This window comes from Methylobacterium sp. TK26 (assembly GCF_055361565.1).
The window spans coordinates 4,416,422-4,435,918 of sequence record NZ_CM143965.1 but is presented as its reverse complement, the minus strand read 5'-3'; the positions used below and the strand labels follow the sequence as shown (position 1 = coordinate 4,435,918).

Below are 19,497 nucleotides of genomic sequence, written 5' to 3'. Positions count from 1 at the left end.
TTCCCCGAAAGCCGTTTGCACCGACCCATGCCGTCTGCCACGCCGAGCCGCATCGACACCGCCTTCGCCAAGGCCCGCTCAGAGGGCCGCGCGGTGCTCGTCACCTACATCATGGGTGGCGATCCCGACCCGGAGACCTCGCTGGAGGTCCTGCGCGCGCTGCCCGGCGCGGGGGCGGACATCCTCGAATTCGGCATGCCCTTCACCGATCCCATGGCCGACGGGCCGGCGATCCAGGCGGCGGGCCTGCGCGCCCTGAAGGCCGGGCAGGACGTGGCGAAGACGCTGGGTCTCGTCCGCCGCTTCCGCGCCGAGAACGACACCACGCCGATCGTGCTGATGGGCTACTACAACCCGATCCACACCTACGGGGTGGACCGGTTCCTGGCCGACGCGGTCGAGACCGGGATCGACGGGCTGATCGTGGTCGATTGCCCGCCGGAGGAGGATTCCGAACTCTGCCTGCCGGCGCTGGCGAAGGGCATCGCCTTCATCCGGCTGGCCACCCCCACCACCGACGAGCGCCGCTTGCCGGCCGTGCTCGCGAACACGGCGGGATTCGTCTACTATGTGTCGATCACCGGCATCACCGGCACGGCGACCCCCGATTTCGGGCGTGTCGCCGAGGCGGTGGGGCGGATCCGCAAGCACACGGATCTGCCGGTGGTGGTCGGCTTCGGCGTGAAGACCGGCGCCCACGCGGCCGCCATTGCGAAGGGTGCGGACGGGGTCGTCGTCGGTTCGGCGCTGGTCGATGCGCTCCATCGCTCCCTCGACGGCGAGGGCCGCGCCGGGCCCGGCACGGTCGAGGCCGTCACGTCCCTGGTGCGCGAACTGGCCGAGGGCGTCCGCTCTGCCGGCCGCAGCGCCTGAACCCTCTTTCCGCATCGAACGACACGGGCGTCTCAGCATGGTCGAACCGATGAACTGGATCTCGGAGGTCGTGCGCCCCCGGATCAAGACGCTGTTCAAGCGCGAGACCCCGGAGAACCTCTGGGTCAAGTGCCCCGACACCGGCCAAATGGTCTTCCACAAGGAGGTGGAGGCCAACCACTGGGTCATTCCGGGCTCCGAGCATCACCTCAAGATGAGCGCCACGGCGCGTCTCAAGATGATGTTCGACGGGGGAACGTGGATCGACGTCGCCCTCCCCGAGGTGCCGACCGACCCGCTCAAGTTCCGCGACGAGAAGCGTTACGTCGACCGGCTCAAGGATGCCCGCAGCAAGACCGGCCTGCAGGACGCGTTCAAGATCGGCTTCGGCCGGGTCGGCAGCATCCCGATGACGCTGGCCGTTCAGGAATTCGGCTTCATGGCCGGTTCGCTGGGCATGGCGGCGGGCGAGGCCTTCGTGCGCGGCGCCGAAAAGGCCGTCGAGAAGAAGACCCCCTACGTCCTGTTCTCCGCCTCCGGCGGCGCGCGGATGCAGGAGGGCATCCTCTCGCTCATGCAGATGCCCCGCACCACCGTGGCGGTGCGCCGCCTGCGCGACGCGCGTCTGCCCTACATCGTGGTGCTCACGAACCCGACCACGGGCGGCGTCACCGCCTCCTACGCGATGCTGGGGGATGTCCACCTCGCCGAGCCGGGGGCGCTGATCTGCTTCGCCGGCCCGCGCGTGATCGAGCAGACGATCCGCGAGAAGCTGCCGGACGGCTTCCAGCGCGCGGAATACCTGCGCGAGCACGGCATGGTGGATCAGGTGGTGCACCGGCACCAGTTGAAGGACACGATCACCCGCCTCTGCGGCCTGCTGATGAACCTGCCCGCCCCCGCGCAGGCCGAGCCGGCCGCGGAACCCGCCTCTGAAATGGCCTGAGGGCCGATGGATTCCTCCGACGCCCTTCTGGCGCGCTTCCTGGCGCTGCACCCTCGCACCATCGATCTGTCCCTCGGGCGGATCGAGCGGTTGCTCGCGCGGCTGAACCACCCGGAGCGGCGTCTGCCGCCGGTGATCCATGTCGCCGGCACCAACGGCAAGGGTTCGACCATCGCCTTCATGCGGGCGATCCTGGAGGCCGGGGGGCTCGCGGCCCACGTCTACACCTCGCCGCATCTGGTGCGGTTCCACGAGCGGATCCGCCTCGGCGCCATCGGCGGCGGGCGGTTCGTGGACGAGGAGACTCTGGCCGACGCCTTCTCCCGCTGCGAGGCCGCCAACGCGGGCGAGCCGATCACCGTCTTCGAGATCACCACCGCCGCCGCGCTGCTGCTCTTCTCCGAGCATCCGGCCGACGTGCTGCTGCTGGAAGTCGGCCTCGGCGGCCGGGTGGACGCCACAAACGTCATCGACCAGCCCGCCTGCGCGGTGGTGACGCCCATCGGCCGCGACCACGCGGAATATCTCGGAGACACGGTGGAATCGGTCGCCACCGAGAAGGCCGGCATCTTCAAGCGCGGCTGCCCGGCGGTGATCGCGGCCCAGGATTACGCCGAGGCCGATACGGTGCTCTGCCGGCAGGCCGAGCGCGTCGGGGCCGATCCGATCATCATCGGCAACCAGGATTTCTCCGTCCACGAGGAGCGCGGGCGGCTCGTCTACCAGGACGAGACCGACCTGTTCGACCTGCCGAAGCCGAAGCTCGCCGGCCGGCACCAGCTCGTGAACGCCAGCACCGCCATCGCGGCCCTCCGCGCGGCCGGGTTCGGCGACATCGGCACCATTGCCCTGGAGCGCGGCCTGACGGGCGTCGAATGGCCGGGCCGGCTGCAGCGCCTCGGCAAGGGCCGCCTCGCCGCCCTCGTCCCCAGCAGCGCGGAACTCTGGCTCGATGGCGGGCACAACATGGATGGCGGGCGCATCCTCGCCGCCGCCATGGGCGACCTCGGCGAGCGCAGCGACGCGCCCCTCGTGCTGATCGTCGGCCTGCTCGGGACCAAGGACGCCGACGGCTTCCTGCGCCATTTCGTCGGGCTCGCCCGCGCGCTGATCGCGGTGCCGATCTCCGGTCAGGTCGCCGCCCGTCCGCCGGAGGAGGTCGCGGAGATCGCCGAGCGCGCCGGCCTGTCGTCGCGGATCGCCCCGAGCGTCGAGGCGGCCCTGTCGGCGGTGGGCGACATCGCCTTCGAGCGGGCGCCGCGCATCCTCATCTGCGGCTCGCTCTACCTCGCGGGGCAGGTGCTGGCGGCGAACGGCACGCCGCCGACCTGAGCCGGCCTCAGCCGGCGGCGCGCATCTCCGGCAGCGCCTCGGCGCTCCAGGCGCGCACATGCGCGTCGATGGCCAGAGCCTCTTCGACATCCGCCGGGGCGTGCGGGTAGACCGGCGCGAAATGCGTGCAGGCCCGCTCCACCAGTTCGGCGATGCCGTAGAAGCCGATGCGGCCGGCGATGAAGGCGGCCACCGCCACCTCGTTCGCGGCGTTCATCACGGTCGGAGCCGCGCCCCCGTCGGCCATGGCGGCGCGGGCGATCCGCAGGCAGGGGAAGCGCTCCTCGTCCGCCGCCTCGAAGGTCAGGGCGCCGAGCTTCACGAGGTCGAGGGGTCGCCCGCGCTCGATGCTGAGCCGATCGCCGAGGCCGAGGCAATGCGAGATCGGCACGCGCATGTCCGGCAGGGCCAGTTCCGCCGTCACCGCCCCGTCGATCCAGTAGACCATCCCGTGGATAACCGATTGCGGATGCACCACCACATCGAGCCGTTCCGGCTCGATGCCGAAGAGGTGGTGCGCCTCGATCAGTTCCAGCCCCTTGTTCATCAGGGAGGCGGAATCGATATTGATCTTCATGCCCATCGACCAAGTCGGGTGGGCGGCGGCCTCGGCGGGCGTCGCGGCGGCGATGCGCTCCCGCGTCCAGGTGCGGAACGGGCCACCGGACGCGGTGATCATCAGAGTGCGCACGTCGTCGAGGGGCCGCCCGTGCAGGGCCTGCGCAAGGGCGTCGTGCTCGGAATCCATCGGCCAGATGGTGGCGCCGTAGCGCTTGGCGTCGCGCATGAAGGCGTCGCCCGCGCAGACCAAGCTCTCCTTGTTGGCGAGCGCCACCGTGCGCCCGAGGCGCAGGGCGGCGTGCGTCGGCTTGAGCCCGGCGGCTCCGCTCACCGCCGCGACGACGATGTCGGCGTCGCGCGCGACGGCGTCGAGCACGGCCCCCTCCCCCGCGCCGTTGGCGATGCCGCTGCCGGACAACGCCTCGGCCAGGGCCGGGCCGGCGGCCGGGTCGGCGAGCGCCGCGAAGCTCGCGTTCAGCTCGCGGGCGACCTTGGCCAGCGCCGCCGCGTCGCGCCCGCCCACCACCGCCCCGGTGCGGAAACGGTCGGCGTGCTGCGTGAGCAGGTCGGCGGTGGAACGGCCGATGGAGCCAGTGGCCCCGAGGACGGTGACGGTCTGCGTCACGGGTGGAACTCCTGAGATATTAGCCGATCAGGCCATACCCGCGCAGGGCGAGATAGAGTCCCGCGAGCACGGCCACGGCGAAAAACCCGTCGAGCCGGTCCATCACCCCGCCATGGCCGGGAATGATGCGGCTCGAATCCTTCACGCCGTGGCGGCGCTTCAGCCACGATTCGTAGAGATCGCCCGCCTGGGACAGGACGGAGGCCAGCGCACTCACGCCCGCCACCACCGGCAGGGAGGCGCCGCGCGGCAGGGTCATCCCCATCAGGTCCGCGCCGACGGCGACCAGCGTCCCGGCGGCGACGGCCCCGAGGAGGCCGCCCAAAGCCCCGGACCACGTCTTGTTGGGCGATACCCGCCGCATCAGCTTCGGCCCGCCGAGGCGGCGCCCGACGAAATAGGCGGTGATGTCGGTGGCCCAGACCACCGCGAACATCCAGATCGGCCCGATCAGCGCCAAGGTGGCGTCATCCCGCAGGGCGGTCGGCACCGAGGCGATCACGCCCGCGCAGACGAGGCCGATCAGCGCCCTCGCCCGCCCCGCGCCGGTCCGCGCCACGGTGGCGCAGGCCGCCGCCCCGAGGACGAGGATCGCGGCGCAGGCGACAGCAGGGGCGTCCTGCTGGAGGGCCAGCACCATGGCGGCGAGGGTCGCGGCGCCCAGCGCGATCAGCACCTCGCGCGGCTCCACGCGGCTCATGACGATCCATTCGCCGTATCCGGCGATGCCAGCGACAAGCCACACGGCCGCGAAGGCCCATCCGCCCTGGATCAGTGCCGCGATGACGGCAGCCCCGAGAACGATCCCGGAGGCGACGCGCAGCCACAATTCCCGGCGCGAGCGGCGCGCGGGAGCGACTGGCGCGGCCGAGGCCGCCTCGGCCGAAACCTCGGTCACGCCGGCCTCAGACCTGCATGATTTCCTTTTCCTTAGACGACAGCACGCCGTCGATCTCGGCGATGTGGGCGTCCGTGACCTTCTGGACGTCGCCGGCCTGACGCTTCTCGTCGTCCTCGGAAATGGCGCTGTCCTTCAGGAGCTTCTTGAGGTGGTCGAGCCCGTCGCGGCGGACGTGGCGCACGGCGACGCGGGCCTCCTCCGCGTATTTGTGCGCGACCTTCACCATCTCCTTGCGGCGCTGCTCGTTCATCTCGGGGATGCGCAGGCGGATCGTCTGGCCTTCCGTCTGCGGGTTGAGGCCGAGGTCGGATTCGCGGATCGCCTTCTCGACGGCGGTGACCATGCTGCGGTCCCAGACCGAGATGGAGAGGAGGCGCGGCTCCGGCACGCTCACCGTCGCCACCTGGGACATCGGCATCATCGATCCGTAGGCATCGATCTGGATCGGATCGACCAGACCCGGCGTGGCCCGGCCGGTGCGGAGGGAGCCGAGATCCTTCGAGAGGGACGAGACGGCGCCCTGCATACGGCGCTTGATGTCGTTGAGATCGAATTCCGGAGTGGCCATGGCGTCAGGTCCCTACGGGCATGGTGGAAAGGAGGCGCAGCGCAGGGCGCGCGATCGCGGCCTCAATGGACGAATTTTTTCTCGCCCGCAAACGCCGGGTTGCAGCATCCCCAGGGTTAGGGGACCACATGGGTCGAAGGGGCATCGCCCGACAGGATCGCGGCGATGGAACTCGGCGCGTGGACCGAGCCGACCACGATCGACAACCGGCTCTCGCGGGCGAGCGCGAAGGCCGCGGTGTCCATCACCTTAAGGTCGCGGGCGATGGCCTCGTCATGGGTGATGCGGTCGTAGCGGACGGCGTTGGGGTCCTTCTTCGGATCGGCCGAATAGACCCCGTCCACCTGCGTCGCCTTGAGCACGGCGTCGCAGCGCAGTTCGGCGGCGCGCAGCACGGCGGCGGTGTCGGTGGTGAAATACGGGTTGCCGGTGCCGCCCGCGAGGACCACCACCTGCCCCTTGTCGAGGTGGTGCAGGGCCGGCTGGCGGGCATAGGTCTCGCAGATCGTCGGCATCGACACGGCCGACATCGTCCGCGCCTGCACGCCCGCCGCGTTGAGCGCCGTCTCGATGGCGAGGGAATTCATCACCGTCGCCATCATCCCGAGCGAATCGCCGGTCGCCCGGTCGATCCATCCGGCAGCGGAAATGCGCGCGCCACGGATCATGTTGCCGCCGCCGACGACGATGGCGATCTCCAGCCCCTTCTCGATGGACCGGGAGATGTCCTCGGCCAGCGCGGCCAGGGTCGGGGGATGCAGCCAATAGCCGTCGGGGGCCGCCAGGGCTTCGCCGGAGAGCTTCACGAGCACACGACGAAAGGGCGTCGATGCGGGCATCTGGAGTCCTCGTGACAGCCCGAACCGCCGGGCGGCAGCTTCTACGTCAGACCCCGCCCGCGCGTCGAGGGCGGCACAGACGAAATCACCGGACTGCCTGGGCAGCCCGGTGATGAAGTGGTGGACCCGTCGAGGGGAAGCCGGCGCCAGGGCGCCGGGCGATCTCAGTGGTTGGAGACGAAATCCAACACGCCCGCGGCCGTCATGAAAAGGCCGGAAGCGAAGACACCGATCATGAGGTAGCTGAAGCTCTTTGCCATGGGCCCAAGATAGGGGCCCGGCCGTCGTCACGCTGTGCGTCGCGGCACGCGCCAACGCGGATTATTGCACCGCACAAGAACGACGCGCGCGAGTGCGCAGAACAAAGCCCGCCGGGGCGACCCGGCGGGCTTCGCTTTAGATCCGCGAGGGATCCGTTCGGATCAGGCGCGACCGGCCTGCTGGGCGACCTCGGTCGCGAAGTCCGGGCCCTCTTCCTTCTCGATGCCCTCGCCCAGCGCGTAGCGGACGAAGCCCTTCAGGGTGACGGGGCCGCCGACCTTGCCGGCCGCTTCCTTGAGCACCTGGGAGACGGTCTTCGAGCCATCGTGCACGAAGGGCTGCTCGAGGAGGGTGACTTCCTTGTAGTAGGACTTCAGGCCGCTCTCGATGATCTTCTGCATGACGTGATCCGGCTTGCCGGCGTTCTTCTCACGCAGGATGTTCGACTCGCGCTCCACGGTCCCGGCATCGACGCCGGAGGCGTCGAGGGCCACCGGGTTCGTCGCCGCGACGTGCATGGCGATCTGGCGGCCCAGCGTCGAGAGGGCGTCCACGTCCCCCTCGGACTCGAGGGCCACGAGCACGCCGATCTTGCCGAGGCCCTCGGAGATCTGGCTGTGGACGTAGCTGGCAATCACGCCCTTGGTCACGTCGAGCTTGGCGACGCGGCGCAGGTTCATGTTCTCGCCGATCGTGGCGATCAGGCTCTGCAGGTGGGCCGAGACGGTCTCGGACGAACCGGGGAAGGTCGCGTTCTGCAGGCCCTCGAGGGTGCCGTCGGTGTTGAGGGCGATCTTGGCGGCCTCGCGGGCGAAGGCCTGGAAGCCGTCGTTGCGGGCCACGAAGTCGGTCTCGGAGTTCACCTCGACGATGGCGGCGTGGTGCCCCGCGGACTCGACGGCCACCAGACCCTCGGCGGCGACGCGGCCGGCCTTCTTGGCGGCCTTGGCGAGACCCTTCTTGCGCAGCCAGTCGACGGCGGCCTCGATGTCACCCTGCGTCTCGGCGAGGGCGCCCTTGCAATCCATCATGCCGGCGCCGGTCTTCTCGCGAAGCTCCTTCACCATCGCGGCAGTGATGTTGGCCATGGCCGGTTCCTTTCGTGCGGTTGAGGGCGGTTCGATGACAGAGGCCCGGCGCTCGGGGCGAGCGGCCGGGCCCGGTAGGCTGGGGTGTGCGACCGGCCGATGACGGCCGGTCCACGCTCCGGTCGGATCAGGCCGCGGCGGCGGCCTCGACGAAGCCGCGGGCCTGCGAGACCCACGAATCACGGTCGATGCGGCCGTTGAGCTTCAGGTCGGCATCGACCTTGGCGACTTCCTCGGCGGTCATCGCGGCGATCTGCCAGTAATGGTAGATGCCGGCATCGTTGAGCTTCTGGACGATCTGCGGACCGGCGCCGTTCAGCTTGGTCAGGTCGTCGGGGGCGCCGCGCGGGGCGGCGAGAAGCTCGAAATGCTCGGTCGACTCGGCGAGCATCGCCACGTCGGCCGGATCGAGGGAGTCGGTCGCCACGGAAGCCGGGGCGGAATCGTCGTTGGCCGGCAGCTCCTCGGCCATCGGCTCCTCGGAGGCGCCGAGGTCGACACCCGACGAACCCTGGGCGCGCGAGATGCCGTCGATGGCGGCGCGGGCGATCAGGTCGCAGTACAGCGCGATGGCGCGGCCCGCGTCATCGTTCGCCGGCACGACGTAGGTGATGCCGTCCGGGTTGCAGTTGGTGTCGACCACGGCGGCGACCGGGATGCCGAGGCGGTTCGCCTCCTTGATCGCCAGCTGCTCCTTGTTGGTGTCGATCACGAACAGCAGGTCCGGCACGCCGCCCATGTCCTTGATGCCGCCGAGCGCCTTCTCGAGCTTGTCCTGCTCACGGGACAGCATCAGGCGCTCCTTCTTGGTCAGGCCCGGGCCGCCGGTCTCCAGGGTCTCGGAGACCTTGCGGAGGCGGGAGATCGAGCCCGAAATCGTCTTCCAGTTGGTCAGCGTGCCGCCGAGCCAGCGGGAGTTGACGTAGTACTGGGCCGAACGGCGGGCGGCCTCGGCGATCGTGTCGGCGGCCTGGCGCTTCGTGCCGACGAACAGCACGCGGCCGCCACGGGCCACGGTGTCGCTTACGGCCTGGAGGGCCTGATGCATCGCCGGGACGGTCTGGGCGAGGTCGATGATGTGGATGTTGTTGCGGGTGCCGAAGATGTAGGGCTGCATCTTCGGGTTCCAGCGGTGCGACTGGTGCCCGAAGTGAGCGCCGGCTTCGAGCAGCTGACGCATGGAAAAGTCGACGGCCATCGTAAATCTCTCTCCGGTTAAATCCGCCGCGGAGGGTTGCGACCGGCCTCAAGCCAGCCACCGGAAACGCCCCATTGAATCATGGGGCCGGCTCCGCGTGTGGGATGGGTCGGGCGGTTAGCAGAACCACCCGGCGGTGGCAAGTCTCACGGGGGTTACGCCGCCGCGAACAACGCGGCGATCTCCGCCTCGCCGAGGATGCGGAACTCCCCGGCCGGCAGGTCGCCGGGCAGGTCGAGGCCGCCCACCTTGTCCCGGTGCAGGGCCTCGACGTGGTTGCCGAGCGCCGCGAACATCCGGCGCACCTGATGGTAGCGGCCCTCCGTCAGCGTGACGGCGCAATGGGTCGCGTCCTGCGTCTCCATCGCCACCGGCAGGAGGGGCCTGTCCTCTCCGTCGAGCATCAGCGTGCCGGCGGCGAGCGCCGCCTCCTCGTCGCCCCGGAGCGGCCGGGCGAGCGTGACCCGATAGCGCTTGGCGACGTTGGCCTTCGGCGAGATGATCCGGTGCAGCAGCGCGCCGTCGTCGGTGAGCAGCAGCAGGCCGGACGTGTCCTTGTCCAGGCGCCCCACCGTCGAGAGGGGCGGGTCGCGATGGCGCCAGCGCTCCGGCAGCAGCCCGTAGACCAGCGGCCCCGCCTCCTTGTGCGAGCAGGTGACGCCCACCGGCTTGTGCAGCAGCAGGCACAGGCCGGGCAGCGGATCGAGGGCTTCGTCCTCCACCGTGAGACGGGCCGGCAGGTCCGGCGTCAGGGCGATGCGGGCGCCGGCATCGGACAGGGCCTCGCCGTCGAGGCGGATCTCGCCCATCCGCGCGAGGGTCTGGATCTCCCGGCGGGAGCCGTAGCCGAGATTGGCCAGCAGCTTGTCGAGGCGGACGGCCTTGCTCACCGCCTGGCCTCGAACACCTTGTAGCCGCCCTCCTGCGCCACCGTCTCGACGCTGCGGAACCGCTCGCGCAGGGTCGCCTCGTAGGGCAGATGCGCGTTGGCCACGAGCCACAGCGTCCCGCCCGACCTGAGGGAATCAGCCGCGCGCTGGATGAAGATCTTGCCGAGCGCCTGATCCTCGGCGCCGCCATCGTGGAAGGGCGGGTTGCTCACGGCGAAGTCGAGGCCGGTGGGCAGGCCCGACGCCGCCCGCAGGTCCCCCCAGACGATCCTGGCGCGCGGATCGGAGACGTTGCGCTTGGCCATCTCGATGGCCCGCCGGTCGAGGTCGATCAGGATGATCTCGGTGACGGCGGAGGAGCCCAGCACCGCCCGGCCGAGCAGGCCGAGGCCGCAGCCGAGATCGACGCCGCGCCCCTTGAGCGCCGGCAGGCGGTGCATCAGCAGGGCCGTGCCCGGATCGAGCCTGTCCCAGGAGAAGATGCCCGGCTGCGTGCACAGGGCGAGATTGTCGATGTGGCGCGGCCCGCCCTCGTCGATGGCGACCCCGAGCCCCGCCGGCTCGGGTGGCCGGGCGACGGTGCAGATGCGGTGGTGCCGCTTCGGCATGTCCGACGGCACACAGCCGAAGCCGGCCAGCTCCTTGGCGAGGCGCGCGCCGCCGCGATCCTTCGGCGCCAGCGCCGTCAGCCGCGCGCCGGGCGCGAGGGCGCGCAGGGCGTGGGCGAGGACATAGCGGCGCTCGATCGTGCCGGCCGGCGCGTACACGGTCGCGCCTTCCAGGCTCGCATCCGGGACGTCTTCGAGACGCGACGAACCGACGATGACGGGCGAGACCTGCAGGGCCGTGTCGGGGGTCTCGGCGAGGTCGACGGGAGGCAAGCCGTAGACGGCGTGGGACATGATGCGAGGGCTATCGAGAAAACGGTCGGGGAAACATCACCCCCGCACGCAGTCCGTGAGCGCGTTCGCCAGACAGGGAATCGGGGGATGGCTCCCTGATACACCGGGCGCCCCCCGCTGCCCAGCACCGGGGGCGGATCAGCCGCGGGGGAATTCCAGGCCCATCTCGCGGTAGCGGGCGGGATCGTCGGCCCAGTTCTCGCGCACCTTGACGTGCAGGAACAGGTGGACCGTCGCCTCCGCCGCCTCCGCGATCTCGAGGCGTGCCGCCTGCCCGATGGAGCGGATGGTCTGGCCGTTCTTGCCCAGCACGATCGACCGCTGGCTCTCGCGCTCCACGAAGATCGTCTGCTCGATCCGCACCGACCCGTCGGTCTTCACCTGCCACTGGTCGGTCTCGACCGTGGAGCGATACGGCAATTCCTCGTGCAGCCGGTCGTAGATTTTCTCGCGGGTGATCTCGGCGGCGAGCATCCGCAGGGGCGCGTCGGAGACCTGATCCTCCGGGTAGAGCCACGGGCCGGCGGGCATCCGCGCGGCGAGCGCCTTGCGCAGGTCGCCGATGCCGTCGCCCTTCAGGGCCGAGATCATGAAGGTCTCGGCGAAGGGCGCCGCCTCGTTCAGCTGCGCGGCGAGGGCCAGGAGCCGCTCGCGCGGGATCAGGTCGATCTTGTTGAGGATCAGCAGCTTTTCCCGCTTCACGTCCTTGAGGCGCGAGAGGATCGCCTGCACCTCCTCGTCCACGCCCTTGCGGGCATCGACCAGCAGGCACACCGCGTCGGCATCGGCGGCGCCGCTCCAGGCGGAATGCACCATCGCCCGGTCGAGCCGGCGCTTGGGGGCGAAGATGCCGGGCGTGTCCACGAGGACGATCTGCGCCGCGCCCTCCATCACGATGCCGCGCACCAGGGCGCGGGTGGTCTGCACCTTTCGCGACACGATGGAGACCTTCGTGCCGACGAGGCTGTTGAGCAGCGTCGACTTGCCGGCATTCGGAATGCCGATCAGCGCGACGAAGCCCGCCTTCGAATCGGCCGGCGTGCCGGGCAAGGGCGTGGGCGTGAGCCCGGCGTGGTCGGGGGAATCCTGGTCGGTCATGTCGTCTCCGCGGGGGCTTCACCCACCGCATGGATGCCTTCGCGGGCGAGCAGCGCCCCGGCGGCGGCCTGCTCGGCCACGCGCTTCGAGGTGCCCTCGCCGTAGCCGGGTTCCAGCCCCTCGACCTGCACCGCCATGCGGAAATGCGGAGCGTGGTCGGGGCCGGTGCGTTCCACGACGGCATAGGTGGGAATCGGCAGGCTTCGGCTCATGGCCCATTCCTGCAGGGTCGATTTCGCGTCGCGCCCGCGCGGCGCGGTGCCGGGCTCGGCCGGGCGGAAATGCGCCTCAACGATGCCGCGGGCCGCATCGAAGCCGGCGTCGAGATAGACCGCGCCGAGGATCGCCTCGCACACGTCGGCCAGGATGGTCTGGTTGCGGCGCCCGCCCCCCATCACCTCGCCCTGGCCGAGGATCAGGTGCGCGCCGACGCCCCAGGTGCCGGCCACGGCCGCGCAGGTCTCCCGCCGCACGAGGCCAGCGAGCTGGCGCGAGAGGTCGCCCTCGTCGGCATCCGGCAGGGCCGCGTAGAGGCCCTCGGCCACCGCGAGCCCGAGCACCCGGTCGCCGAGGAATTCGAGCCGCTGGTAGCTGCCGTTGCGGCCGGCGGCCTTGCTCGTATGGGTCAGCGCGCGGGTCAGGAGTTCCCTGTCCGCGAAAACATGGCCGATCTTCTGCTCGAGTTCGGCGAGCGGCGGTCGCGGCTTGTGCGCTCGCTTGGCCCGCGCCGAGACGCGCGGAAGGGGTGTCGCGTCCGCGCTCAATGGATCGTCGAGAACAGGCGCGTCCAGCGCACGTGGGCGGGCCAGTTCCAGATCTGCCAGGCCGGCGTACCCTCGTCGATGGAGAAGAAGATCATCTCGGCGCGCCCGACGAAGTTGGCGAACGGCACGTAGCCGACATTGGCGAGGTCCCGCGAATCGGTGGAGTTGTCGCGGTTGTCGCCCATCATGAAGTAGTGGCCGGCGGGGACGGTGTACAGTTCCGTGCGGTCCCAGAAGCCGTTGTCCCCATCCCGCTCGATCACCCGGTGGGCCACGCCGCCGGGCAGGGTCTCCATGTACTGGGGCACCTTGGTCGGCTGGCCGTAGGCGTCGGCGGTCTCATAGTCGGCGACGCGCTCGCGCTTCACCGCCTGGCCGTTGATGTTGAGGACGCCGTCGATCATCTGGATCTTGTCGCCCGGCAGGCCGATCACGCGCTTGATGTAGTCGGTGGAATTGTCCTTCGGCAGCTTGAACACGGCGATGTCGCCGCGCTTCGGCTCGGCCGCCCAGACCCGACCCTTGGCCTCGATCGGAATGTATTCCGAGAGGGGCAGCGAGAACTTCGAGTAGCCGTAGGAGTATTTCGACACGAACAGGTAGTCGCCGATCAGCAGCGTCGGCACCAGCGAGCCCGAGGGGATGTTGAACGGCTGGAACAGCAGGGTGCGGACCACGAGCGCGATGAGCAGCGCCTGGATGCCGACCTTCAGGGTCTCGCGGATGCTCGCCCAGGTGCCGGTATCCGCCGGCTTGGCGAGCGACTTGCCCTCGTGATTCACGCGCACGTTCCTACTGATCGACCGGGTCCGCCGTCCGGCGCCCGGGAGGTGACGCCGAGGGCGGCTTTTGCGCAATCCATTCGCTAGGATTGCGCCGCCATCGTGTCCGCTGGGTGCGGCGATCTAAACCATGCGAAGCCCCCCGGCAACGCGCGGAGGTCCCATCCTAATCCCGCAGGGCCTCGATGACCACGAAGGCCTGGGCCAGGGGCGGGTCGTCGGTGAGGCTCACGTGGATCCGCGCCGTGTGCCCCTCCGGCAGCATCGCCGCCAGCCGCTCGGCCGCGGCGCCAGTAAGGCGCAGGGTCGGCTGGCCGGAGGGGAGGTTCACCACCTCCATGTCCCGCCAGAACACGCCCTCGCTCAGGCCGGTGCCCAGCGCCTTGGCGCAGGCCTCCTTGGCGGCGAAGCGCCGGGCATAGCCCTCCGCGCGGGCCTTGCGGCGGTCGCAGCGGGCGCGCTCGCCCTCCGTATAGACCCGGTGCGTGAAGCGCTCCCCGTGCCGGGCCAGGGTCTTCTCGATCCGGCGGATGTCGCAGAGGTCGGAGCCGATGCCGAGAATCATCCGCGCGCCCTGTCCATCGCCGCGCGCATGTCGCGGATCGCCTGGGGGAGGCCGACGAAGATCGCGTCGGCGATGAGCGCGTGGCCGATGTTGAGTTCGCGGATCTCCGGCACCGCCGCCACCGGCCCGACGCTCTCCGTCGTGAGCCCGTGCCCGGCATGGATCTCCAGCCCGAGGCCGGCGCCGTGCGAGGCCGCAAGGCGGATGCGCGCGAGTTCCCGCTCGACCTCCGCCCGGTCGCCCGCCACGGCGGCCTCGCAATAGCTACCGGTGTGCAGTTCCACGACCGGCGCCCCGAGGACGTGGGCGGCCTCCATCACCGCCGGCTCCGGCTCCACGAAGAGCGAGACGCGGATGCCCGCCTCGGCCAGCGCGCGAATGCGGGGGGCGAGGTGCGCGCGCCCGCCGACGATATCGAGCCCGCCCTCGGTGGTGCGCTCCTCGCGCTTCTCCGGCACGAGGCAGGCGGCATGCGGCCGGGTGGCGATCGCGAGGGCGACCATTTCGTCGGTCGCCGCCATCTCGAAGTTCAGCGGCACGGTGAGGGCGGATCGCAGCGCGGCGATGTCGGCGTCGCGGATATGGCGGCGATCCTCGCGCAGGTGGGCGGTGATGCCGTCGGCACCGGCCTCCACGGCGAGGCGCGCCGCGCGCACCGGATCGGGATAGGTGCCCCCCCGCGCGTTGCGGACGGTGGCCACGTGATCGATGTTGACGCCGAGGCGGAGCGGATGGGCGGGCATGATCGTCTTCGGTCGTTGCGCTGGGGCCTTACCTGTCGGCTTGCGGGCCTCTTCGCAAGGCCGCGCGACAGGCTCTCGGACTTGCGCCATGCGCCCAAAGGGGCTATGCGCGCCCCTCGCGTTCGCTCCGGCCGGGGGCTGAACGGACGGTGCCGCTCGCGGCATAGAGGCTCGCCTCGTCGTCCCGTGTCTCCGCCTTCGATCAACCGCTCGGGCCTTACATCGGCTCGAAGGGCTTGGCGCCGAGCAAACGTGAAAGTGAACCGGCCCGGACATGCCGCGCAAGCGGTCGGGCCTCCTTTGACCATGAAAGGCCCGGAATGCCTCTCTACGAGCACGTGCTCCTGGCGCGCCAGGATGTGACGTCCCAGCAAGTCGAAACGATGATCGACACCTACAAGGGCGTCATCGAGCAAAACGGCGGGCGTCTCGAGAAGATCGAGATGTGGGGCGTGAAGTCCCTCGCCTACCGCATCAAGAAGAACCGGAAGGCGCATTTCGCGCTCCTCAACATCGACGCGCCGCCTGCGGCGATCGCCGAGATGGAGCGCCAGATGCAGATCTCCGAAGACATCCTGCGTTTCATGACGGTGCGGGTCGAGGAACTCGATTCCGAGCCGTCCGCGATGATGCAGAAGCGCGACCGCGACGACCGCAAGGATCGTGAGCGCGGCCGGCGTCGTGACGACGACGGCTTCGGCGGCGGCGGTGGCAGCAGCTTCGGCGGGGAGAACTGATCATGGCTTTCGGTGCTGGTGGTGGCGGCGGTGGCCGTCGTCCGTTCTTCCGTCGTCGGAAGACCTGCCCGTTCTCCGGCGCCAACGCGCCGAAGATCGATTACAAGGACGTGAAGCTCCTCTCCCGCTACGTGTCGGAGCGCGGCAAGATCGTCCCGTCCCGCATCACGGCAGTGTCGGCCAAGAAGCAGCGTGAACTCGCCCAGGCGATCAAGCGCTCCCGCTTCCTCGGCCTGCTCCCCTACGTGATCAAGTAGGCGACACGAGAACCGCCGGCCCGGCAGACCCGGGCCGGCTCCTTCAGAGCGGCGACCCCGCTCGATCGTTGGGGCAGCGTTCTTCCAGCCCCTAACCCCTCCCTCGTGGGCGGGGGGACAGCGGAACCCATGACCCACAACCTCGTCCTCGGCATCGGCGCGGGCCTCGTCTCCGCACTCCTCTTCGGCGTCCTGCTGAAGGGAACCGGCCTTGCCGTCACCCTCTACCTGCTCGCCCCGCTGCCGATCCTGATCGTCGGCCTGGGCTGGAGCCACCGGGCCGCCCTCACCGCCGCCGCCACGGGCAGCCTCGTGCTGATGGCGGTGATCCAGCCCTTCATGGGCCTCGCCTTCGCCGCCTACATCGCCCTGCCCGCATGGTGGCTCGCCTACCTCGCGCTCCTCGGCCGCGAGACGCCGGAGGGCCTCGAATGGTACCCGACCGGCCGCCTCCTCGGCTGGATCGCGGCGACCGCCGCCCTCGCCTTCATTTCCATCGCCGTCCTGTCCTCGCCGAACTTCGCGGCCTACGAGGCGCAGCTCCAGAAGCTCTCGCACGCCCTGGTCGAGACGCGCACCGGGACGCCCCGCCCGGCCCCGCAGGCGGACAAGGCCCCCGAGACGGCGCAGGATGACGCGGCCAAGGACGAGCCGAGCAAGACCGACGTCACCCGCGACGAGCTGGCCGACGCCTTCGCGACCATCGTCCCGGCGCTCGCCGCGCACGGTCTGGCGATGCTCCTCACCTTCTATCTCTGGGCCGCCGCGCGGATCGTGCGCATCTCCGGCCGGCTGATGCGGCCCTGGCCCGATCTGCCCTCCACGAAGATGCCGCGCTCGTGCCTCGGCGCCCTGGCGGTGGCCGGGCTCCTGAGCTTCGCGCCGGGCTATGCCGGCGTGCTCGGCGTCGCCCTGGTCGGCGCCTTCACCGCCGTGTTCGCCCTGCAGGGCCTCGCCGCCTTCCACGACCGCTCGCGCGGACGCCCGGGGCGCGGGCTGATGCTCTTCGCGATGTACATGGTCCTGTTCGTGACCCAGGGCATCGCCCTGATCGCGCTCACCCTTTTCGGCCTCGCCGATACCGCCCTCGACCGCCGCCGGCCGAAAGGCCCCGTGGCGCCGTGACCCCGGGGCCGTCCGGCCCCACCCTACCCCCCGAAGGAGACAGACAATGGAAGTGATCCTGCTCGAACGCGTCGCCAAGCTCGGCCAGATGGGCGAGACCGTGAACGTCCGCCCCGGCTTCGCCCGCAACTTCCTGCTCGCCCGCGGCAAGGCCCTGCGCGCCACCGAGTCCAACAAGAAGCACTTCGAGGCCCAGCGCGCCCAGCTCGAGGCCCGCAACCTCGACCGCAAGAAGGACGCCGAGACCGTCGCCGAGAAGCTGAACGGCCAGAGCTTCACGCTCATCCGCCAGTCCGGCGAGACCGGCGTGCTCTACGGCTCCGTCTCGACCCGCGACCTCGCCGAGATCGTGACGAAGGACGGCTACTCCGTCGAGCGCGGCCAGATCGTCCTCAACCAGCCGATCAAGACGCTGGGCCTGTTCACCGTGCCGGTGACGCTGCACCCCGAGGTCGAGGTCCAGATCACCGTCAACATCGCCCGGAGCCCGGAAGAGGCCGAGCGTCAGGCCCGCGGCGAGGCGGTCATCGAGCGCGATGCGTTCAACCTCGACGACCTGGGCCTCGAAGTCGGCGCGGCCCTGGCCGATGCCGGCGAGGGTGCGGACGACCGGGGCTGAGGCCCTGCTCAGCGGTGATTGCGGGGAGAACCGCCGTCACCGCTTGACACGTTCCGTATTTGTTCCAGCATGGATGCCCGCCCGCTTTCGAGTCGGCGGGCATTCGCGCATCCGGGGTGAGACCCTGGGGCGCGGTGATCGGCTAAGCTTCGGTCAACCACTCGAGGCGATGGTCGGGATGTGAGATGCGCCGCTCGGGCGCCAGACGGGAGACGTTCCGCCGATGGCATTGCCCAACGCGATCACGGCCAAGCTCGAAGCGGTGAAGGCGGAATACCGCGTCGCCCCGCACAACATCGACGCGGAACAGGCGCTGCTCGGCGCCATCCTCGTGAACAACGACGCCTATTACCGCGTGTCGGACTTCCTCCTCTCCGAGCACTTCATGGAGGATGCCCACCAGCAGATCTTCACCGTGGCGGCCTCGCTGATCAAATCCGGCAAGCTGGCGACGCCGATCACCATGAAGACCTATCTAGGCGATGCCGATTTCGGCGGCCAGACGGTGATCCAGTACCTCGCCCGCCTCGCCGCCGACGCCACGACGGTGATCAACGCGGCCGAGTACGGCCGCACCATCTACGACCTCGCCATCCGCCGCCGGCTGATCGCCATCGGCGAGGAACTGGTGAACGGCGCCTACGAGGCGCCGGTGGAGCAGGCTCCGCGCGACCAGATCGAGGAGACGGAGCGGCGGCTCTACGAACTGGCCGAGGCCGGCAAGTACGATGGCGGCTTCCAGAAATTCTCGGACGCGCTCACCGCCGCCGTGGACATGGCCGCCAAGGCCTACCAGCGCGAGGGCAAGCTCTCCGGCATCGCCACCGGCCTCAGCGACCTCGATGCGAAGATGGGCGGGCTGCAATCGTCCGACTTGATCATCCTCGCCGGGCGCCCGGCCATGGGCAAGACCTCGCTCGTCACCAACATCGCCTTCAACGTCGCCAAGGCCTACCGGGGCGAGAAGCATCAGGACGGCACGATCCGCACGGTGAACGGCGGCATCGTCGGGTTCTTCTCCCTCGAAATGTCGGCGGAGCAATTGGCGACGCGTATCATCGCCGAGCAATCGGGCGTGCCGTCCTACAAGATCCGGCGCGGCGACATCCGGCCGGAGGACTTCTACAAGATCACCGATGCCGCGCGGGACATGCAGACGATCCCGTTCTACATCGACCAGACCGGCGGCATCTCCATCGCCCAGTTGTCGGCCCGCGCCCGGCGCCTGAAGCGCCAGAAGGGCCTCGATGTTCTGATCATCGATTACCTGCAATTGCTCTCCGGCTCGGGCAAGCGCAGCGACAACCGCGTACAGGAGATGACAGAGATCACCACCGGCCTGAAGGCGCTGGCCAAGGAACTGGCGGTGCCGGTGATCGCCCTGTCGCAGCTCTCCCGTCAGGTGGAAAACCGCGACGACAAGCGCCCGCAGCTATCGGATCTGCGTGAATCGGGCTCGATCGAGCAGGACGCCGACGTGGTGATGTTCGTGTTCCGCGAGGAATACTATGTCGGCAACAAGAAGCCGCGCGAGGGCACGGAGGAGTTCTTCGCCTGGGAGGCCGAGATGCAGCGCGTCCACGGCAAGGCCGAGGTGATCATCGGCAAGCAGCGCCACGGCCCGACCGGCACCGTGGAACTGCAGTTCGACGCGAACATCACCCGCTTCTCGAACCTCGCGCAGGACGACCGCCTGCCCGACCGGATGTAAGTGCCGGCCTCATCCGTCCTTTCGAGCGGAGGGGCCATGACCGAACCGACTGACCGTTTGAACCGCCGCCAAGCCCTCGCCCTCGCGGCGGGGGGCGCAGCCCTGCCCCTCG

General features: G+C 69.9%; 21 protein-coding genes. 8 read left to right on the top strand and 13 right to left on the bottom strand.

Going from position 1 to position 19,497, the window contains the following annotated elements:
• Positions 1-27: 27 nt before the first annotated feature.
• From trpA to ACXJ1Y_RS21575, 3 genes are read left to right on the top strand one after another with little or no spacing between them, the layout of a single operon-like run.
• A complete protein-coding gene (gene trpA, locus ACXJ1Y_RS21585) occupies positions 28-873 on the top strand; it encodes a tryptophan synthase subunit alpha (protein WP_463848113.1) in 846 nt (281 codons plus the stop codon).
• Between the two features lie 37 nt (positions 874-910).
• Complete coding sequence (gene accD, locus ACXJ1Y_RS21580) at positions 911-1,819, top strand: acetyl-CoA carboxylase, carboxyltransferase subunit beta (RefSeq protein ID WP_463848112.1); 909 nt, start codon at positions 911-913, stop codon at positions 1,817-1,819.
• A 6-nt stretch (positions 1,820-1,825) separates the two neighbouring features.
• Positions 1,826-3,151, top strand: coding sequence for a bifunctional folylpolyglutamate synthase/dihydrofolate synthase (locus ACXJ1Y_RS21575; protein WP_463848111.1), 1,326 nt, complete (start codon positions 1,826-1,828; stop codon positions 3,149-3,151).
• A gap of 7 nt (positions 3,152-3,158) precedes the next feature.
• Here ACXJ1Y_RS21575 and dxr read toward each other — a convergent pair whose 3' ends face one another.
• The 13 genes from dxr to ACXJ1Y_RS21510 form a co-directional block, all read right to left on the bottom strand.
• Positions 3,159-4,337: a 1-deoxy-D-xylulose-5-phosphate reductoisomerase gene (gene dxr / locus ACXJ1Y_RS21570; RefSeq protein ID WP_463848110.1), complete on the bottom strand. Its 1,179-nt coding sequence runs from the start codon at positions 4,335-4,337 to the stop codon at positions 3,159-3,161.
• A 19-nt stretch (positions 4,338-4,356) separates the two neighbouring features.
• Positions 4,357-5,235, bottom strand: a complete 879-nt coding sequence (locus tag ACXJ1Y_RS21565; protein ID WP_463848109.1) for a phosphatidate cytidylyltransferase — start codon at positions 5,233-5,235, stop codon at positions 4,357-4,359.
• Between the two features lie 7 nt (positions 5,236-5,242).
• Positions 5,243-5,806 (bottom strand): ribosome recycling factor, encoded by a 564-nt coding sequence (frr, locus tag ACXJ1Y_RS21560; protein ID WP_463848108.1) that lies wholly within the window; start codon positions 5,804-5,806, stop codon positions 5,243-5,245.
• Positions 5,807-5,922: 116 nt separating this feature from the next.
• Positions 5,923-6,645: a UMP kinase gene (gene pyrH, locus ACXJ1Y_RS21555; protein WP_243952010.1), complete on the bottom strand. Its 723-nt coding sequence runs from the start codon at positions 6,643-6,645 to the stop codon at positions 5,923-5,925.
• Positions 6,646-7,067: 422 nt separating this feature from the next.
• The gene (gene tsf, locus ACXJ1Y_RS21550; RefSeq protein ID WP_463848107.1) at positions 7,068-7,994 is read right to left on the bottom strand and encodes a translation elongation factor Ts; all 927 of its coding nucleotides are present in this window, start codon (positions 7,992-7,994) and stop codon (positions 7,068-7,070) included.
• A 127-nt stretch (positions 7,995-8,121) separates the two neighbouring features.
• On the bottom strand, positions 8,122-9,192 hold the full coding sequence (locus ACXJ1Y_RS21545; RefSeq protein WP_463848106.1) for a 30S ribosomal protein S2: 1,071 nt from the start codon (positions 9,190-9,192) through the stop codon (positions 8,122-8,124).
• Between the two features lie 155 nt (positions 9,193-9,347).
• Positions 9,348-10,082, bottom strand: coding sequence for a pseudouridine synthase (locus ACXJ1Y_RS21540; RefSeq protein ID WP_463848105.1), 735 nt, complete (start codon positions 10,080-10,082; stop codon positions 9,348-9,350).
• The gene (locus ACXJ1Y_RS21535) at positions 10,079-10,984 is read right to left on the bottom strand and encodes a class I SAM-dependent methyltransferase (RefSeq protein WP_463848104.1); all 906 of its coding nucleotides are present in this window, start codon (positions 10,982-10,984) and stop codon (positions 10,079-10,081) included. The genes ACXJ1Y_RS21540 and ACXJ1Y_RS21535 overlap by 4 nt, the downstream gene beginning before the upstream one ends.
• A 138-nt stretch (positions 10,985-11,122) precedes the next feature.
• Positions 11,123-12,082 carry a GTPase Era gene (gene era, locus ACXJ1Y_RS21530; protein ID WP_243952005.1) on the bottom strand — a complete coding sequence of 320 codons (960 nt, stop codon included), beginning with the start codon at positions 12,080-12,082 and terminating at the stop codon, positions 11,123-11,125.
• A complete protein-coding gene (rnc, locus tag ACXJ1Y_RS21525) occupies positions 12,079-12,873 on the bottom strand; it encodes a ribonuclease III (RefSeq protein ID WP_463850195.1) in 795 nt (264 codons plus the stop codon). The genes era and rnc overlap by 4 nt, the downstream gene beginning before the upstream one ends.
• Positions 12,843-13,628 carry a signal peptidase I gene (lepB, locus tag ACXJ1Y_RS21520; protein ID WP_463848103.1) on the bottom strand — a complete coding sequence of 262 codons (786 nt, stop codon included), beginning with the start codon at positions 13,626-13,628 and terminating at the stop codon, positions 12,843-12,845. Before lepB ends, rnc begins: the two co-directional genes overlap by 31 nt.
• Before the next feature lie 166 nt (positions 13,629-13,794).
• Entirely contained in the window at positions 13,795-14,193 is a 399-nt protein-coding gene (gene acpS, locus ACXJ1Y_RS21515; RefSeq protein WP_463848102.1) for a holo-ACP synthase, read from the bottom strand.
• Positions 14,190-14,936 carry a pyridoxine 5'-phosphate synthase gene (locus ACXJ1Y_RS21510; RefSeq protein WP_463848101.1) on the bottom strand — a complete coding sequence of 249 codons (747 nt, stop codon included), beginning with the start codon at positions 14,934-14,936 and terminating at the stop codon, positions 14,190-14,192. Before ACXJ1Y_RS21510 ends, acpS begins: the two co-directional genes overlap by 4 nt.
• Positions 14,937-15,256: 320 nt before the next feature.
• Between ACXJ1Y_RS21510 and rpsF the strand changes: the two genes are divergently transcribed.
• From rpsF to ACXJ1Y_RS21485, 5 genes are all read left to right on the top strand, one after another.
• Positions 15,257-15,673 carry a 30S ribosomal protein S6 gene (gene rpsF, locus ACXJ1Y_RS21505; RefSeq protein WP_463850194.1) on the top strand — a complete coding sequence of 139 codons (417 nt, stop codon included), beginning with the start codon at positions 15,257-15,259 and terminating at the stop codon, positions 15,671-15,673.
• Positions 15,674-15,675: 2 nt separating this feature from the next.
• Positions 15,676-15,930 (top strand): 30S ribosomal protein S18, encoded by a 255-nt coding sequence (rpsR, locus tag ACXJ1Y_RS21500; protein WP_091948993.1) that lies wholly within the window; start codon positions 15,676-15,678, stop codon positions 15,928-15,930.
• 129 nt (positions 15,931-16,059) lie between these two features.
• Positions 16,060-17,055, top strand: coding sequence for a DUF2232 domain-containing protein (locus ACXJ1Y_RS21495; RefSeq protein WP_463848100.1), 996 nt, complete (start codon positions 16,060-16,062; stop codon positions 17,053-17,055).
• A 46-nt stretch (positions 17,056-17,101) separates the two neighbouring features.
• Positions 17,102-17,674 (top strand): 50S ribosomal protein L9, encoded by a 573-nt coding sequence (rplI, locus tag ACXJ1Y_RS21490; protein ID WP_463848099.1) that lies wholly within the window; start codon positions 17,102-17,104, stop codon positions 17,672-17,674.
• A 223-nt stretch (positions 17,675-17,897) separates the two neighbouring features.
• Entirely contained in the window at positions 17,898-19,385 is a 1,488-nt protein-coding gene (locus ACXJ1Y_RS21485; protein ID WP_243951997.1) for a replicative DNA helicase, read from the top strand.
• Positions 19,386-19,497 lie beyond the last annotated feature (112 nt).